The sequence below is a fragment of the Flavobacterium sp. IB48 genome, from assembly GCF_016405855.1.
GTDB classification, from domain to species: domain Bacteria; phylum Bacteroidota; class Bacteroidia; order Flavobacteriales; family Flavobacteriaceae; genus Flavobacterium; species Flavobacterium ginsengisoli.
This window is the reverse complement of sequence record NZ_JAEFCA010000007.1, coordinates 103,612-117,979: the sequence shown is the minus strand read 5'-3', so window position 1 is coordinate 117,979 and position 14,368 is coordinate 103,612. Positions and strand designations below refer to the sequence as shown.

Annotated in this window: 27 protein-coding genes; all 27 read left to right on the top strand. The window is 35.4% G+C overall.

Features of this window, described 5'->3' with window-relative positions:
• Positions 1-11: 11 nt before the first annotated feature.
• Positions 12-2,168 (top strand): elongation factor G, encoded by a 2,157-nt coding sequence (gene fusA, locus JC605_RS19515; protein ID WP_111364460.1) that lies wholly within the window; start codon positions 12-14, stop codon positions 2,166-2,168.
• 10 nt (positions 2,169-2,178) lie between these two features.
• On the top strand, positions 2,179-2,484 hold the full coding sequence (gene rpsJ, locus JC605_RS19510) for a 30S ribosomal protein S10 (protein WP_007803605.1): 306 nt from the start codon (positions 2,179-2,181) through the stop codon (positions 2,482-2,484).
• Between the two features lie 406 nt (positions 2,485-2,890).
• Positions 2,891-3,508 carry a 50S ribosomal protein L3 gene (gene rplC / locus JC605_RS19505; RefSeq protein WP_144217592.1) on the top strand — a complete coding sequence of 206 codons (618 nt, stop codon included), beginning with the start codon at positions 2,891-2,893 and terminating at the stop codon, positions 3,506-3,508.
• The gene (gene rplD / locus JC605_RS19500; RefSeq protein WP_198857782.1) at positions 3,508-4,137 is read left to right on the top strand and encodes a 50S ribosomal protein L4; all 630 of its coding nucleotides are present in this window, start codon (positions 3,508-3,510) and stop codon (positions 4,135-4,137) included. The genes rplC and rplD overlap by 1 nt, the downstream gene beginning before the upstream one ends.
• A 7-nt stretch (positions 4,138-4,144) precedes the next feature.
• Positions 4,145-4,435 carry a 50S ribosomal protein L23 gene (gene rplW / locus JC605_RS19495; RefSeq protein WP_198857781.1) on the top strand — a complete coding sequence of 97 codons (291 nt, stop codon included), beginning with the start codon at positions 4,145-4,147 and terminating at the stop codon, positions 4,433-4,435.
• Between the two features lie 9 nt (positions 4,436-4,444).
• A complete protein-coding gene (gene rplB / locus JC605_RS19490; protein ID WP_008464287.1) occupies positions 4,445-5,269 on the top strand; it encodes a 50S ribosomal protein L2 in 825 nt (274 codons plus the stop codon).
• A 6-nt stretch (positions 5,270-5,275) separates the two neighbouring features.
• Positions 5,276-5,554: a 30S ribosomal protein S19 gene (rpsS, locus tag JC605_RS19485; RefSeq protein WP_008464288.1), complete on the top strand. Its 279-nt coding sequence runs from the start codon at positions 5,276-5,278 to the stop codon at positions 5,552-5,554.
• A 6-nt stretch (positions 5,555-5,560) separates the two neighbouring features.
• Positions 5,561-5,974: a 50S ribosomal protein L22 gene (gene rplV / locus JC605_RS19480; protein ID WP_007803631.1), complete on the top strand. Its 414-nt coding sequence runs from the start codon at positions 5,561-5,563 to the stop codon at positions 5,972-5,974.
• A 5-nt stretch (positions 5,975-5,979) separates the two neighbouring features.
• Positions 5,980-6,738 (top strand): 30S ribosomal protein S3, encoded by a 759-nt coding sequence (rpsC, locus tag JC605_RS19475; protein WP_008464292.1) that lies wholly within the window; start codon positions 5,980-5,982, stop codon positions 6,736-6,738.
• Between the two features lie 19 nt (positions 6,739-6,757).
• Entirely contained in the window at positions 6,758-7,183 is a 426-nt protein-coding gene (rplP, locus tag JC605_RS19470) for a 50S ribosomal protein L16 (protein ID WP_008464295.1), read from the top strand.
• Between the two features lie 12 nt (positions 7,184-7,195).
• On the top strand, positions 7,196-7,387 hold the full coding sequence (gene rpmC, locus JC605_RS19465) for a 50S ribosomal protein L29 (protein ID WP_008464297.1): 192 nt from the start codon (positions 7,196-7,198) through the stop codon (positions 7,385-7,387).
• A gap of 17 nt (positions 7,388-7,404) precedes the next feature.
• Positions 7,405-7,665 carry a 30S ribosomal protein S17 gene (gene rpsQ, locus JC605_RS19460; protein WP_008464298.1) on the top strand — a complete coding sequence of 87 codons (261 nt, stop codon included), beginning with the start codon at positions 7,405-7,407 and terminating at the stop codon, positions 7,663-7,665.
• Positions 7,666-7,667: 2 nt separating this feature from the next.
• Entirely contained in the window at positions 7,668-8,036 is a 369-nt protein-coding gene (rplN, locus tag JC605_RS19455; RefSeq protein ID WP_007803649.1) for a 50S ribosomal protein L14, read from the top strand.
• 11 nt (positions 8,037-8,047) lie between these two features.
• Positions 8,048-8,362, top strand: a complete 315-nt coding sequence (gene rplX, locus JC605_RS19450) for a 50S ribosomal protein L24 (protein WP_008464300.1) — start codon at positions 8,048-8,050, stop codon at positions 8,360-8,362.
• 2 nt (positions 8,363-8,364) lie between these two features.
• Positions 8,365-8,916, top strand: coding sequence for a 50S ribosomal protein L5 (gene rplE, locus JC605_RS19445; RefSeq protein ID WP_017495015.1), 552 nt, complete (start codon positions 8,365-8,367; stop codon positions 8,914-8,916).
• 3 nt (positions 8,917-8,919) lie between these two features.
• Positions 8,920-9,189 (top strand): 30S ribosomal protein S14, encoded by a 270-nt coding sequence (gene rpsN, locus JC605_RS19440; RefSeq protein ID WP_008464305.1) that lies wholly within the window; start codon positions 8,920-8,922, stop codon positions 9,187-9,189.
• Between the two features lie 105 nt (positions 9,190-9,294).
• Positions 9,295-9,693, top strand: a complete 399-nt coding sequence (gene rpsH / locus JC605_RS19435; protein WP_008464306.1) for a 30S ribosomal protein S8 — start codon at positions 9,295-9,297, stop codon at positions 9,691-9,693.
• A gap of 18 nt (positions 9,694-9,711) precedes the next feature.
• On the top strand, positions 9,712-10,254 hold the full coding sequence (gene rplF, locus JC605_RS19430) for a 50S ribosomal protein L6 (protein ID WP_198857780.1): 543 nt from the start codon (positions 9,712-9,714) through the stop codon (positions 10,252-10,254).
• A gap of 11 nt (positions 10,255-10,265) precedes the next feature.
• Complete coding sequence (gene rplR / locus JC605_RS19425) at positions 10,266-10,616, top strand: 50S ribosomal protein L18 (RefSeq protein ID WP_035650451.1); 351 nt, start codon at positions 10,266-10,268, stop codon at positions 10,614-10,616.
• Positions 10,617-10,619: 3 nt separating this feature from the next.
• Positions 10,620-11,144: a 30S ribosomal protein S5 gene (gene rpsE, locus JC605_RS19420; RefSeq protein WP_085949269.1), complete on the top strand. Its 525-nt coding sequence runs from the start codon at positions 10,620-10,622 to the stop codon at positions 11,142-11,144.
• Positions 11,145-11,154: 10 nt separating this feature from the next.
• Positions 11,155-11,337, top strand: a complete 183-nt coding sequence (rpmD, locus tag JC605_RS19415) for a 50S ribosomal protein L30 (protein WP_008464315.1) — start codon at positions 11,155-11,157, stop codon at positions 11,335-11,337.
• An 11-nt stretch (positions 11,338-11,348) separates the two neighbouring features.
• Complete coding sequence (gene rplO, locus JC605_RS19410; protein WP_179002200.1) at positions 11,349-11,801, top strand: 50S ribosomal protein L15; 453 nt, start codon at positions 11,349-11,351, stop codon at positions 11,799-11,801.
• Positions 11,802-11,814: 13 nt separating this feature from the next.
• Positions 11,815-13,161, top strand: coding sequence for a preprotein translocase subunit SecY (secY, locus tag JC605_RS19405; RefSeq protein ID WP_008464318.1), 1,347 nt, complete (start codon positions 11,815-11,817; stop codon positions 13,159-13,161).
• A 7-nt stretch (positions 13,162-13,168) separates the two neighbouring features.
• On the top strand, positions 13,169-13,384 hold the full coding sequence (gene infA, locus JC605_RS19400; RefSeq protein ID WP_007136545.1) for a translation initiation factor IF-1: 216 nt from the start codon (positions 13,169-13,171) through the stop codon (positions 13,382-13,384).
• A 12-nt stretch (positions 13,385-13,396) separates the two neighbouring features.
• Positions 13,397-13,513, top strand: a complete 117-nt coding sequence (gene ykgO / locus JC605_RS19395; RefSeq protein ID WP_002987490.1) for a type B 50S ribosomal protein L36 — start codon at positions 13,397-13,399, stop codon at positions 13,511-13,513.
• Between the two features lie 2 nt (positions 13,514-13,515).
• Positions 13,516-13,890, top strand: a complete 375-nt coding sequence (gene rpsM, locus JC605_RS19390; RefSeq protein ID WP_008464322.1) for a 30S ribosomal protein S13 — start codon at positions 13,516-13,518, stop codon at positions 13,888-13,890.
• An 8-nt stretch (positions 13,891-13,898) separates the two neighbouring features.
• On the top strand, positions 13,899-14,282 hold the full coding sequence (gene rpsK, locus JC605_RS19385; protein ID WP_026727866.1) for a 30S ribosomal protein S11: 384 nt from the start codon (positions 13,899-13,901) through the stop codon (positions 14,280-14,282).
• Positions 14,283-14,368 lie beyond the last annotated feature (86 nt).

Here is a 14,368-nt window from a genome sequence, read left to right as displayed (position 1 = left end):
TTCGTAAAGAAATGGCTAGAGATTTAAAATATACAAGAAATATCGGAATCGCTGCTCACATTGATGCTGGTAAAACAACAACAACTGAGCGTATTCTTTTTTATACTGGAAAGTCACACAAAATTGGTGAGGTGCACGATGGTGCTGCAACAATGGACTGGATGGCTCAAGAGCAAGAAAGAGGTATTACAATTACTTCTGCTGCTACAACTTGTACTTGGAACTTTCCAACTGTACAAGGTAAAGTTATTCCAGAATCATTACCATACCACTTTAATATTATTGATACTCCTGGACACGTTGACTTTACTGTAGAGGTGAACCGTTCTTTACGTGTACTTGATGGTTTAGTTTTCTTATTTAGTGCTGTTGATGGTGTTGAGCCTCAATCAGAAACTAACTGGAGACTTGCTGATCAATATAGAGTTCCTCGTATGGGATTCGTAAATAAAATGGACCGTCAAGGTGCTAACTTTTTAGCTGTATGCGGACAGGTTAAAGATATGTTGAAATCGAATGCGGTTGCAATTACTTTACCTATTGGTGATGAAGCAGATTTTAAAGGTATTGTTGACTTAGTGAAAAATCAAGCTATTGTATGGCATGATGAAACTCAGGGAGCTACTTTTGATATCGTTGATATCCCAGCTGATATGGTTGATGATGTAAAACACTACCGTTCTATCCTTATCGAAGAGATCGCAACTTACGACGAGAATCTTTTGGATAAATACATGGAAGATGAAAACTCTATTACAGAGGAAGAAATCAACAATGCGTTAAGAGCTGCAACTATCGATATGGCAATCATTCCTATGCTTGCTGGTTCTTCTTTCAAAAACAAAGGAGTTCAATTTATGTTAGATGCTGTTTGTAAGTATTTACCATCTCCATTAGATAAAGAAGGTATTGAAGGAATTCACCCTGACGATGCTGAATTATTAGAAGAGGATCAAACTAAAATCTTACGTCGCCCAGATGTAAAAGAGCCGTTTGCTGCTTTAGCATTTAAAATTGCTACTGACCCATTCGTAGGTCGTTTAGCTTTCTTCCGTGCTTATTCTGGACGTTTAGATGCTGGTTCTTATGTTTTAAATACTCGTTCTGGTAACAAAGAGAGAATTTCTCGTATTTACCAAATGCACGCTAACAAACAAAATCCAATCGAATTTATTGAGGCTGGAGATATTGGAGCTGCTGTAGGATTTAAAGATATCAAAACTGGAGATACTTTGTGTGATGAAAAGAGTCCAATTATCTTGGAATCTATGAAATTCCCAGAGCCAGTAATTGGTATTGCTATTGAGCCTAAAACTAAAGCTGACGTTGATAAAATGGGTATGGCTTTGGCTAAATTGGCTGAAGAGGATCCAACGTTTACTGTAAGAACTGATGAGGCTTCAGGTCAAACTATTATTTCTGGTATGGGTGAGCTTCACTTAGATATCTTAGTTGATCGTATGAAACGTGAGTTTAAAGTAGAGGTTAACCAAGGTGAGCCACAAGTAGAATACAAAGAGGCGTTTACTAAATCTGCTCAGCATAGAGAAACTTACAAAAAACAATCTGGAGGTCGTGGTAAATTCGGTGATATCGTATTTAGAATCGAGCCTGCTGATGAAGTTGATGGTAAAGTTCCAGTTGGATTACAGTTCGTAAATGAAGTAAAAGGTGGTAACGTTCCTAAAGAATATATCCCTGCTGTTGAAAAAGGTTTCCGTGAGGCTATGAAAACAGGTCCGTTAGCTGGATATGCTGTTGATAGTTTAAAAGTAACTTTATTAGACGGATCATTCCACCCTGTGGATTCTGATGCTCTTTCTTTTGAATTAGCTGCTAGAATGGGTTATAAAGAATCTGGACGTGCTGCTGGAGCTGTTATTCTTGAGCCAATCATGAAAATCGAAGTTATTACTCCTGAAGAAAACATGGGTGATATCGTAGGTGACTTGAACCGTCGTAGAGGTCAGGTTAATGACATGGGTGATAGAAATGGTGCTAAGACTATCAAAGCTGATGTGCCTTTATCAGAAATGTTTGGTTATGTAACTACATTAAGAACATTATCTTCTGGTAGAGCTACTTCAACAATGGAGTTCTCTCACTATGCAGAAACACCTTCTAATATTTCAGAAGAGGTAATCAAAAAAGCAAAAGGTAACGCTTAATTTTAAGAAAATGAGTCAAAAAATCAGAATAAAACTAAAATCTTACGATCACATGTTAGTAGATAAATCTGCTGAAAAGATCGTAAAAACAGTAAAAACTACTGGAGCGGTTGTAACAGGTCCAATTCCGTTGCCAACTCACAAAAAACTTTTCACTGTATTGCGTTCTCCGCACGTTAACAAAAAAGCGAGAGAGCAATTTGAAGTAATGTCATACAAGAGATTGATTGATATTTATTCATCTTCATCTAAAACAATTGATGCTTTAATGAAACTTGAATTGCCAAGTGGTGTTGAAGTAGAGATAAAAGTATAATTTTTTTTATATTTTTTTATATAAAAAGCGAGTCAGAAATGTCTCGCTTTTTTTTGTTTTTAAAAATGCCTTTAGTTGGTTGGTTTTGTGAAGTTTTAGTTTTGAATTTTTCTAATGAATTTCTTTAAAGGCCTTTGTTTTAAAGTGATGCAGGATTTTTTTGTTATGATTTTGTTGGTTAATTGTTAAGTGTAGTTTGTTTGTGTGTTGGAAAAAATAGGTTGAAATTTTGAATAATCTAAGTTGTTTTTAGTGTTGCTTTTGAGCTTGGATTTTGATTATGAGCGATTTAATTTTTGTAACTGTTTGGTATATTCAATTTTAATGTCTACTTTTGCACTCCCTGTTTGGAAATTTCTGTTATTTTCAAATTGAAGGGAATTTTAGTAATTAATAATTAATATTTATGTCTGGGTTAATTGGTAAGAAAATCGGCATGACTAGTATTTTCGACGAAAACGGGAAAAACATTCCTTGTACAGTAATCGAAGCTGGGCCATGCGTTGTTACCCAAGTCAGAACCAACGAGGTTGACGGGTATGAAGCGTTGCAACTTGGTTTCGATGACAAAAACGAGAAACATTCTACTAAAGCGGCTTTAGGTCACTTTAAAAAAGCTGGAACTGTTGCTAAGAAAAAAGTCGTTGAATTCCAAGATTTTGCAACTGAACAAAAATTAGGAGATCTTATTGATGTTACTATTTTTGAAGAAGGAGAATTTGTAGATGTACAAGGTGTGTCTAAAGGTAAAGGTTTCCAAGGTGTTGTTAAACGTCACGGTTTTGGTGGTGTTGGACAAGCTACTCATGGTCAGCACAACCGTTTAAGAGCGCCAGGTTCTGTAGGAGCTTCTTCTTATCCATCTAGAGTATTCAAAGGAATGCGTATGGCTGGAAGAATGGGAGGAGAAAATGTAAAAGTTCAAAACCTTAGAGTTTTAAAAGTAGTTGCTGAAAAGAATCTACTTGTTGTTAAAGGATGTATTCCTGGGCACAAAAACTCTTATGTAATCATTCAGAAGTAATGGAAGTAAAAGTATTAGATTTCAACGGAAAAGATACTGGAAGAAAAGTTCAACTTTCTGATTCAGTATTCGCAATTGAGCCAAACAATCACGCTGTATATCTTGATGTTAAGCAATATCTTGCTAATCAAAGACAAGGTACTCATAAAGCTAAAGAAAGAGCTGAAGTAACTGGAAGTACGCGTAAGATTAAAAAACAAAAAGGAACTGGTACTGCTCGTGCAGGAAGTGTTAAGAATCCATTGTTTAAAGGTGGTGGAACAGTTTTCGGACCAAGACCAAGAAGTTATTCATTCAAATTGAATAAGGGATTGAAGAGATTGGCTAGAAAATCAGCTTTCTCAATCAAAGCAAAAGAGTCAAATATTGTAGTTTTAGAAGACTTTAATTTTGAAACGCCAAACACTAAAAATTTCATTAACGTTTTGAAAGCTTTAGGGTTAGAGAGTAAAAAATCTCTATTTGTGTTGGGTGAGTCAAATAAAAACGTATATTTGTCGTCACGTAATTTAAAGGCTTCAAATGTTGTAACTAGCTCAGAATTAAGCACTTACGCAATATTAAACGCTAATAATTTGGTGCTTTTAGAGGGTTCTTTAGAGTTAATTGAAGAAAATTTAAGTAAATAATAGGAATATGAGCATCATTATTAAGCCTATAGTAACGGAAAAAGTAACCAAAGAAAGTGAAGTTCTAAACCGCTTCGGATTCGTTGTTAACAAAAAAGCAAACAAAGTTGAGATTAAGAAAGCTGTTGAGGCTGCTTATGGAGTAACTATCGTTTCTGTTAACACAATGAATGTGAGACCAGATAGATCTACTAAATACACTAAAAGTGGTTTAATCAGTGGAAAGACAAATGCTTATAAAAAAGCAATTGTACAAGTACAAGAAGGAGAAACAATTGATTTTTACAACAATATCTAAGATAGAAAAATGTCAGTAAGAAAATTAAAACCTATTACCCCAGGTCAGCGATTTAGAGTTGTGAATGGTTATGACGCCATTACAACTGATAAGCCGGAACGCTCTTTGATAGCGCCGATAAAAAACTCTGGAGGTAGAAATAGTCAAGGAAAGATGACCATGCGTTATACGGGTGGTGGTCACAAGCAGAGATATCGTATCATCGATTTCAAAAGAACTAAAGATGGAATTCCAGCTACAGTGAAATCAATCGAATACGATCCAAATCGTACTGCGTTCATCGCTTTGTTAGCTTATGCTGATGGAGAGAAAACTTATATTATCGCTCAAAATGGATTGAAAGTTGGTCAGAAATTAGTTTCTGGACCAGAATCTCAACCAGAGATTGGTAATACATTACCTTTAAGCAGAATTCCTCTTGGAACTGTTATATCTTGTATTGAGTTACGTCCAGGACAAGGAGCTGTTATTGCTCGTTCAGCTGGAACTTTTGCTCAGTTAATGGCAAGAGACGGGAAATATGCAACAATTAAAATGCCATCTGGTGAGACAAGATTAATCTTGTTAACTTGTTCGGCTACAATTGGAGCTGTTTCTAATTCTGACCACCAATTAGTTGTATCTGGAAAAGCAGGTAGAACAAGATGGTTAGGAAGAAGACCTAGAACTAGACCAGTAGCGATGAACCCAGTTGATCACCCTATGGGAGGTGGTGAAGGACGTTCTTCTGGAGGGCACCCACGTTCAAGAAACGGATTGCCAGCTAAAGGTTACAGAACTCGTTCTAAGAAAAACCCGAGTAACAAGTATATCGTAGAACGTAGAAAGAAATAATAAGATATGGCACGTTCATTAAAAAAAGGACCTTTCGTTCATTATAAATTAGACAAGAAAGTTCAAGAAAACGTAGAAAGTGGTAAAAATGCAGTTGTTAAGACTTGGTCTAGAGCTTCAATGATTACTCCAGATTTCGTTGGACAAACTATCGCAGTTCATAACGGCCGTCAATTTGTACCAGTTTACGTAACAGAAAACATGGTAGGTCACAAATTAGGAGAGTTTTCACCAACTAGATCTTTTAGAGGTCATGCTGGAGCAAAAAATAAAGGTAAAAAATAAGAAGCAATGGGAGTTCGTAAAAGAGAAACAGCAGATGCGAGAAAAGAGGCTAATAAGTCTATCGCTTTCGCAAAATTGAATAACTGCCCTACTTCACCTAGAAAAATGCGCTTAGTAGCGGACTTGGTAAGAGGTCAGAAGGTAGAAAGAGCACTTAACATTTTAAGATTCAGTTCTAAAGAAGCTTCAAGAAAATTAGAAAAACTATTATTATCTGCAATCAATAACTGGGAGCAAAAAAATAGTGAAGGTAATTTAGAAGAAGCTGGATTATTTGTTAAAGAGATCAGAGTAGATGGTGGAATGATGTTAAAAAGACTTCGTCCAGCTCCACAAGGTCGTGCACACAGAATCAGAAAACGTTCTAATCACGTAACAATCGTGCTTGGAGCTATCAATAACACACAAAGCAATTCTTAAGCAGCATGGGACAAAAGACAAATCCAATTGGAAATAGACTTGGTATCATCAGAGGATGGGACTCAAACTGGTATGGTGGAAATGATTACGGTGATAAATTAGCCGAAGATCACAAAATCAGAAAGTATATCCATGCTCGTTTATCAAAAGCTAGTGTATCAAAAGTAATCATCGAGAGAACTTTGAAACTTGTAACCGTTACTATCACTACTGCTAGACCTGGTATCATTATCGGAAAAGGTGGACAAGAGGTAGACAAGTTAAAAGAAGAACTTAAGAAAGTTACAGACAAAGAGGTTCAAATCAACATCTTTGAAATCAAAAGACCTGAGTTAGATGCTTATCTTGTGGCGACAAGCATCGCTCGTCAAATCGAAAGCCGTATTTCTTACAGACGTGCAATCAAAATGGCTATTGCTGCTTCTATGCGTATGAACGCTGAAGGTATCAAAGTTTTGATTTCTGGTCGTTTGAATGGAGCTGAGATGGCGCGTTCGGAAGGTTTCAAAGAAGGTAGAATTCCTCTATCAACTTTCAGAGCTGACATTGATTATGCTCTTGCTGAAGCTCACACTACTTATGGTAGAATGGGGATTAAAGTATGGATCATGAAAGGTGAAGTTTACGGTAAGAGAGAACTTTCTCCACTTGCTGGAATGGATAAAAAACAATCTGGTACAGGTGGTGGAAAAGGTGGAGATGCTCCTAGAGGCAAATCTAACTTTAACAAAGGTGGAAAACCAGACGCTCGTAAAAGAAAGTAAATTTTTAAACTAAAGAAAAATGTTACAGCCTAAAAGAACAAAATACCGTAAGGTACAAAAAGGTAGAATGAAAGGTAACTCTCAAAGAGGGCATGAGCTTTCAAATGGAATGTTTGGTATTAAATCTGTACATGAAGATGGAATGTTCTTAACTTCTCGTCAAATCGAAGCTGCACGTATCGCTGCAACTCGTTACATGAAAAGAGAGGGACAATTATGGATTAAAATTTTCCCAGACAAACCTATTACTAAGAAACCTCTTGAAGTACGTATGGGTAAAGGTAAAGGAGCAGTTGAGTATTGGGCTGCTGTTGTTAAACCAGGAAGAATTATGTTTGAAGTTGGAGGAGTTCCTTTGTCAGTTGCAAAAGAGGCGTTACGTCTTGCAGCTCAAAAGCTTCCAGTAAAAACTAAGTTCGTCGTTGCTAGAGATTTCGAAGCATAATTTATATTTATTATGAAACAATCAGAAATAAAAGATCTTTCTGCAGCGGAGTTGCAAGAAAAGCTTAGTCAAACTAAGAAAGTATATGCTGACCTAAAAATGGCTCATGCTATCTCTCCAATTGCTAACCCACTTCAAATTAGAAGCGTTAGAAGAACAGTTGCAAGATTAGCTACAGAGTTAACTAAAAGAGAGTTACAATAATTGTATTCTGCTGAAAGATGGAAGAAAAAAGAAATTTAAGAAAAGAAAGAATAGGTGTTGTTACTTCAAATAAGATGGATAAATCTATCGTTATTTCTGAAGTAAGAAAAGTAAAACACCCATTATACGGTAAGTTCGTGTTGAAAACAAAAAAATATGTTGCACACGACGAAAAAAACGACTGTAACATTGGTGATACTGTAAGAATTAGCGAGACGCGTCCTTTAAGTAAAACAAAATGTTGGAGATTAGTTGAAATCTTAGAAAGAGCTAAATAATTATGGTACAACAAGAATCAAGACTAAAAGTAGCAGATAACACGGGAGCTAAAGAAGTTTTAACTATTCGTGTTTTAGGAGGTACTAAAAGAAGATATGCCTCTGTTGGTGACAAAATTGTAGTTTCTATCAAAGATGCAACTCCAAACGGAAACGTTAAGAAAGGAGCTGTTTCAACTGCAGTTGTTGTGCGTACTAAAAAAGAAGTGAGAAGAGCCGATGGTTCTTATATCCGTTTCGATGACAATGCATGTGTTCTTTTGAATGCTGCAGGGGAAATGAGAGGAACTCGTGTTTTTGGTCCGGTAGCAAGAGAACTTCGTGAAAAACAATTCATGAAAATTGTATCATTAGCACCAGAAGTGCTTTAATTCGTTTTAAGATGATAAAGCTAAAAATAAAATCAGGAGATATCGTAAGAGTTATTGCTGGAGACCATAAAGGTGCTGAAGGTAAAGTTTTACGTGTTTACCGTGAAAAAAACAAAGCGATAGTTGAAGGTGTGAACTTGGTTTCAAAACACACTAAACCAAGTGCTAAAAACCCTCAAGGTGGTATCGTTAAGAAAGAGGCTTCTATTCAAATTTCTAACATTGCTTTAATTGATCCTAAAACTAAGGAGACAACTAGAGTAGGTATTAGAGTAGAAGGAGATAAGAAAGTAAGATTTTCAAAAAAATCTAATCAAGTACTATAGTAATGGCATATACACCTAGACTAAAAGAAGAATATAAGAGTAGAGTAATCTCTGCTCTTAAAGAAGAGTTCGGATATACAAACGTAATGCAAGTTCCAAAACTTGAAAAAATCGTTTTGAGCCGTGGAGTTGGTGCAGCTGTATCTGATAAAAAACTTATTGACTATGCGGTTGATGAGTTAACAAAGATCACTGGACAAAAAGCAGTTTCTACAATCTCTAAGAAAGACGTTGCGTCTTTTAAATTGAGAAAAGGAATGCCTATTGGAGCAAAAGTTACTTTACGCGGAGAAAGAATGTATGAGTTTTTAGATAGACTTATTACTTCAGCTTTGCCACGTGTTAGAGATTTCAGCGGTATTAAAGCTACTGGTTTCGACGGAAGAGGTAACTACAATCTTGGAGTTTTAGAGCAAATCATTTTCCCAGAAATTGATATTGATAAAGTAAACAAAATTTCAGGAATGGATATTACTTTTGTTACTACTGCAAAAACTGATAAGGAAGCAAAGTCATTATTGGCTGAATTAGGATTACCTTTTAAAAAGAATTAAGACATGGCTAAAGAATCAATGAAAGCCCGCGAGGTGAAAAGAGAGAAAACGGTAGCTAAGTATGCTGAGAAGAGAAAAGCTTTATTAGAAGCTGGAGACTACGAAGGTTTACAAAGATTGCCTAAAAATGCTTCACCAGTTCGTTTACACAACCGTTGTAAATTAACAGGTAGACCTAGAGGTTATATCCGTCAATTCGGTATTTCACGTGTAACTTTCCGTGAAATGGCTAACAATGGGTTAATTCCAGGAGTTAAAAAGGCTTCTTGGTAATCTCGCAATAAGTTATTACTTTTGCAAACCAAAAAATAATTTTTAATTGATTAAAGGTTCGGGAAACGAGTGTTTCCCGAAAACCATAATCGCAATCAAATACATATGTATACAGATCCTATTGCAGATTATTTGACTAGAGTTCGTAACGCTGTGGCTGCAAACCACAAAGTTGTTGAAATTCCAGCTTCTAATCTAAAAAAAGAGATAACTAAGATCTTATTTGATCAAGGTTACATCTTAAGTTACAAATTTGAGCAGAACACAGTACAAGGTTCTATCAAAATTGCTTTGAAGTATGATAAAGATACTAAAGAGCCTGTAATCAAAGATATCCAAAGAATTAGTAAACCTGGTTTACGTAAGTACGCAGGTGCTGCCAAATTACCTAGAATCCTTAACGGATTAGGAATTGCTATTGTTTCTACATCAAAAGGTTTGATGACTGGAAAACAAGCTAAGCAATTAAATGTAGGTGGTGAGGTAATTTGTTACGTATACTAATTTTAAACACTAGATAAGATGTCAAGAATAGGTAAAAGCCCAATTGTAATCCCTGCTGGTGTAACTGTTGAAGTTAAAGACGGTATTATTACAGTAAAAGGAAAAAAAGGTCAACTAGTTCAGGAGTTTTCGGACGTAGCTGTAAAAGTTGAAGGCGATCAAGTTTTAGTTGAAAGATCGTCTGATCATAAAGACCATAGAGCAAAACACGGATTATTTAGATCTTTGATCAATAATATGATTGTTGGTGTTTCTGAAGGTTTCACAAAAGAACTAGAATTAGTTGGAGTTGGTTATAGAGCTTCAAACCAAGGTCAAAAATTAGATTTAGCTCTTGGATATTCTCACAATATTGTTTTAGAAATTGCTCCTGAAGTAAGTTTAGAAACAATATCTGAAAAAGGTAAGAACCCTATCGTAAAATTAACATCATTTGATAAACAACTTTTAGGTCAAGTTGCTGCGAAAATCAGAGGATTCCGTAAGCCAGAGCCATACAAAGGAAAAGGTGTTAAATTTGTGGGTGAAGTATTAAGAAGAAAAGCAGGTAAATCAGCTTAAAATATAAGATTATGTCATTAACAAAATCTGAAAGAAGACAGAGAATTAAATTCAGAATTAGAAAATCGGTTAGTGGTTCTGCTGCAAGACCAAGACTTTCTGTATTTAGAAGTAATAAAGAAATTTACGCTCAAATCATTGATGATGTAAATGGAGTTACTATCTTAGCTGCATCTTCTAGAGAAAAAGAAATAGGAAAAGGTACTAACGTTGAAGTAGCTGCTGCTGTTGGAAAACTAGTTGCGGAGAAAGCGTTAAAAGCCGGGATTGATACTATCACTTTCGATAGAGGTGGGTATTTGTATCACGGTCGTATTAAATCATTAGCAGAAGGCGCAAGAGCCGCTGGACTTAAATTCTAATATATTATGTCTAAATACAAAAATGTAGAATTGGTAAAACCTAGTGGTCTTGAATTAAAAGATCGTCTAGTTAGTGTTAATCGTGTTACTAAAGTTACAAAAGGAGGTAGAGCTTTTGGTTTTTCTGCTATTGTAGTTGTAGGTGATGAAAATGGAGTAGTTGGTCACGGATTAGGAAAATCTAAAGACGTTTCTGAAGCAATTGCGAAAGCAGTAGAAGATGCTAAGAAAAATTTAGTTAGAATTCCTTTGAATGGACAATCTGTTCCTCACGAACAAAAAGGTAAATTTGGTGGTGCACGTGTATTCTTAATTCCAGCCTCTCATGGTACTGGGGTTATTGCTGGTGGAGCTGTTCGTTCAGTTCTTGAGTCAGTAGGTATTCACGATGTATTGTCTAAATCTCAAGGATCGTCAAATCCACATAACGTAGTAAAAGCAACTTTTGATGCTTTATTGCAAATGAGAAGCGCTCATACTGTTGCAAAACAAAGAGGTGTTTCTTTAGAGAAAGTTTTTAAAGGTTAATTAGGAAATTATGGCTAAATTATTAGTAAAACAAGTAAGAAGCAAAATCAACTGCCCTCTTTCTCAAAAGAGAGGTTTGGAAGCTTTAGGTCTACGTAAAATTGGACAAGTTGTGGAGCATGAGTCAAATCCTGCTATCCTTGGGATGATAAACAAAGTTAAACACTTAGTTTCTGTTGAAGAAGCTAAATAACAAATACTGTTATGAATTTAAGTAACTTACAACCTGCTGAGGGATCTACACACAATCAAAATAAAAGATTAGGTAGAGGAGAAGGTTCTGGAAAAGGTGGTACCGCTGCACGTGGACACAAAGGAGCAAAATCTCGTTCTGGTTATTCTAAAAAGATTGGTTTTGAAGGAGGGCAGATGCCACTTCAAAGACGTGTACCTAAGTTTGGTTTCAAAAACATCAATCGTAAAGAATACGAAGGTGTTAATTTAGATACTCTTCAATTATTAGTTGATAACGGTGCAATTACTGATTCTGTTTCTATGGCAGAATTCGTAGCAAATCGTCTAGCTACTAAAAATGAAATCGTTAAGATTTTAGGTAGAGGAGAATTGAAAGCAAAATTAAAAGTAACTGCCCACAAATTTACTGCTACTGCAAAAGCTGCTATTGAAGCTGCTGGTGGAGAAGCTGTAACTATATAACTTATCTATTAAGATGAAGAAATTTATTGAATCAATAAGTAATGTTTGGAAAATCGAAGAACTAAAGAATAGAATCTTAATTACATTAGGATTACTTTTAGTATATCGTTTTGGAGCACACGTTACGCTTCCTGGAATTGACGCAACGCAATTGACTGGTTTAGCGGGACAAACTAAAAATGGTCTAGGATCTATTCTAGACATGTTCACCGGGGGTGCTTTCTCTAAGGCTTCAGTATTTGCTTTAGGTATCATGCCTTATATTTCTGCGTCTATTGTTGTTCAGTTAATGGGAATTGCGATTCCATATTTACAAAAACTTCAAAATGATGGGGAAAGTGGTAGAAAAAAGATTAATCAAATCACTCGTTGGTTGACAATCGCTATCACATTGGTTCAAGGTCCAACTTATATCTATAATTTATACAGAACATTGCCTAGTAATGCATTTTTGCTAGGCTTTAATTCACCTGAATTTTTGTTCTCGTCAGTTATCATTTTAGTTACAGGTACAATTTTTGCTATGTGGCTTGGTGAGAAAATTACAGATAAAGGTATTGGAAATGGTATTTCATTGTTAATTATGGTTGGTATTTTAGCACGTTTACCGCAAGCTTTTATTCAAGAGTTTACAACACGTGTTACCAATAACAATGGAGGTCCAATGTTATTAGTTATTGAAATTATTGTGTGGCTATTAGTTATCATTTCTTGTGTATTGCTTACAATGGCAGTACGTAAAATTCCAGTACAATACGCTCGTCGTACAACAACTGGAGATTACGAACAAGATTTGGCAGGAGGTAATAGACAATGGATTCCTCTAAAGCTTAATGCTTCTGGAGTAATGCCAATTATTTTTGCGCAAGCAATTATGTTTATCCCTGCAGCAGTGGCTGGATTGTCTAAATCAGATACATCACAATCTATTGTTGGTGCATTTAGTAATATGTTTGGTTTCTGGTATAATTTTGTTTTTGCAACTTTAATTATTGTATTTACATTCTTTTATACTGCAATCACCGTTCCTACTAACAAAATGGCTGATGATTTAAAAAGAAGCGGTGGTTTTATTCCAGGCGTACGTCCAGGAGCAGAAACTTCTGATTTCCTTGATAAAGTGATGTCTTTAATAACTTTCCCAGGATCTTTATTCCTTGCTTTGATTGCTGTGTTCCCAGCTATTGTTGTAAGTATTATGGATGTACAACAATCTTGGGCAATGTTTTTTGGAGGTACCTCATTAATAATTATGGTTGGTGTTGCAATAGATACTATTCAGCAGATCAATTCATACTTGTTAAATAAACATTATGATGGTTTAATGAAGACTGGTAAAAATAGAAAAGCGGTAGCTTAATATATTTATGGCAAAACAATCAGCAATAGAACAAGACGGATCAATCATTGAAGCATTGTCAAATGCGATGTTCCGTGTAGAGTTAGAAAATGGACATATTGTAATTGCTCATATTTCTGGAAAAATGCGAATGCATTACATCAAGTTATTACCTGGTGATAAAGTGAAACTAGAAATGAGTCCTTATGATTTGTCAAAAGCAAGAATTACTTATCGATATTAAAGGATATTCACTATGAAAGTTAGAGCATCAGTAAAAAAGAGAAGTGCCGAGTGCATTATCGTGCGTAGAAAAGGGAGACTGTACGTAATAAACAAAAAGAATCCTAGATTTAAACAAAGACAAGGATAATTATGGCAAGAATAGCAGGGGTAGATATCCCAAAAAACAAAAGAGGTGTTATCGCACTTACCTATATTTTCGGATTAGGAAAAAGTAGAGCTATTGAGATTTTAGAAAAAGCTCAAGTTAGCCAAGATAAAAAAGTTCAAGATTGGAATGATGATGAGATCGGAGCGATTCGTGAAGCTGTTTCATTTTACAAAATTGAAGGAGAATTACGTTCTGAAATTTCTTTAAACATTAAGCGTTTAATGGATATTGGATGTTACAGAGGTATTCGTCATAGATCTGGTCTTCCATTAAGAGGACAAAGAACTAAAAACAACTCAAGAACAAGAAAAGGTAAAAGAAAAACTGTTGCTAACAAGAAAAAAGCAACTAAATAATAAGTAATATGGCTAAAGCAACTGCAAAAAAACGTAAAGTTATCGTTGAATCAACGGGTGAGGCTCATATTTCTGCCACTTTTAATAACATTATTATTTCTTTGACTAATAAGAAAGGTGAAGTTATCTCTTGGTCTTCAGCTGGTAAAATGGGTTTCAGAGGTTCTAAAAAGAACACTCCTTATGCAGCTCAAATGGCAGCGGAAGATTGCGCTAAAGTAGCACTTGAGGCAGGACTTAAAAAAGTGAAAGTTTATGTAAAAGGACCAGGTAACGGACGTGAGTCTGCTATCCGTTCTATTCATAACGGTGGAATTGAAGTTACTGAAATTATTGATGTTACTCCAATGCCACACAACGGATGTCGTCCTCCAAAAAGACGTAGAGTTTAATTTTTTATTTTTATAGTATAACCAAGGTAGAACATAGATTATCGAAGGATTAGACCTGAATTCATAATTTCTACCTTAAATTTTTT

Bases quoted from the DNA above. Each gene is read 5' to 3' on its own strand.
- ykgO (WP_002987490.1), top strand. From the start codon at position 13,397: ATGAAAGTTAGAGCATCAGTAAAAAAGAGAAGTGCCGAGTGCATTATC.
- infA (WP_007136545.1), top strand. From the start codon at position 13,169: ATGGCAAAACAATCAGCAATAGAACAAGACGGATCAATCATTGAAGCA.
- rplE (WP_017495015.1), top strand. From the start codon at position 8,365: ATGGCATATACACCTAGACTAAAAGAAGAATATAAGAGTAGAGTAATC.
- rplR (WP_035650451.1), top strand. From the start codon at position 10,266: ATGTCATTAACAAAATCTGAAAGAAGACAGAGAATTAAATTCAGAATT.
- rpsH (WP_008464306.1), top strand. From the start codon at position 9,295: ATGTATACAGATCCTATTGCAGATTATTTGACTAGAGTTCGTAACGCT.
- rpsK (WP_026727866.1), top strand. From the start codon at position 13,899: ATGGCTAAAGCAACTGCAAAAAAACGTAAAGTTATCGTTGAATCAACG.
- rplB (WP_008464287.1), top strand. From the start codon at position 4,445: ATGTCAGTAAGAAAATTAAAACCTATTACCCCAGGTCAGCGATTTAGA.
- secY (WP_008464318.1), top strand. From the start codon at position 11,815: ATGAAGAAATTTATTGAATCAATAAGTAATGTTTGGAAAATCGAAGAA.
- rpsM (WP_008464322.1), top strand. From the start codon at position 13,516: ATGGCAAGAATAGCAGGGGTAGATATCCCAAAAAACAAAAGAGGTGTT.
- rplV (WP_007803631.1), top strand. From the start codon at position 5,561: ATGGGAGTTCGTAAAAGAGAAACAGCAGATGCGAGAAAAGAGGCTAAT.
- rpsS (WP_008464288.1), top strand. From the start codon at position 5,276: ATGGCACGTTCATTAAAAAAAGGACCTTTCGTTCATTATAAATTAGAC.
- rpmD (WP_008464315.1), top strand. From the start codon at position 11,155: ATGGCTAAATTATTAGTAAAACAAGTAAGAAGCAAAATCAACTGCCCT.
- rpmC (WP_008464297.1), top strand. From the start codon at position 7,196: ATGAAACAATCAGAAATAAAAGATCTTTCTGCAGCGGAGTTGCAAGAA.
- rpsQ (WP_008464298.1), top strand. From the start codon at position 7,405: ATGGAAGAAAAAAGAAATTTAAGAAAAGAAAGAATAGGTGTTGTTACT.
- rplC (WP_144217592.1), top strand. From the start codon at position 2,891: ATGTCTGGGTTAATTGGTAAGAAAATCGGCATGACTAGTATTTTCGAC.
- rplX (WP_008464300.1), top strand. From the start codon at position 8,048: ATGATAAAGCTAAAAATAAAATCAGGAGATATCGTAAGAGTTATTGCT.
- rpsN (WP_008464305.1), top strand. From the start codon at position 8,920: ATGGCTAAAGAATCAATGAAAGCCCGCGAGGTGAAAAGAGAGAAAACG.
- rpsC (WP_008464292.1), top strand. From the start codon at position 5,980: ATGGGACAAAAGACAAATCCAATTGGAAATAGACTTGGTATCATCAGA.
- rplO (WP_179002200.1), top strand. From the start codon at position 11,349: ATGAATTTAAGTAACTTACAACCTGCTGAGGGATCTACACACAATCAA.
- rplF (WP_198857780.1), top strand. From the start codon at position 9,712: ATGTCAAGAATAGGTAAAAGCCCAATTGTAATCCCTGCTGGTGTAACT.
- rplP (WP_008464295.1), top strand. From the start codon at position 6,758: ATGTTACAGCCTAAAAGAACAAAATACCGTAAGGTACAAAAAGGTAGA.
- fusA (WP_111364460.1), top strand. From the start codon at position 12: ATGGCTAGAGATTTAAAATATACAAGAAATATCGGAATCGCTGCTCAC.
- rplD (WP_198857782.1), top strand. From the start codon at position 3,508: ATGGAAGTAAAAGTATTAGATTTCAACGGAAAAGATACTGGAAGAAAA.
- rplN (WP_007803649.1), top strand. From the start codon at position 7,668: ATGGTACAACAAGAATCAAGACTAAAAGTAGCAGATAACACGGGAGCT.
- rplW (WP_198857781.1), top strand. From the start codon at position 4,145: ATGAGCATCATTATTAAGCCTATAGTAACGGAAAAAGTAACCAAAGAA.
- rpsJ (WP_007803605.1), top strand. From the start codon at position 2,179: ATGAGTCAAAAAATCAGAATAAAACTAAAATCTTACGATCACATGTTA.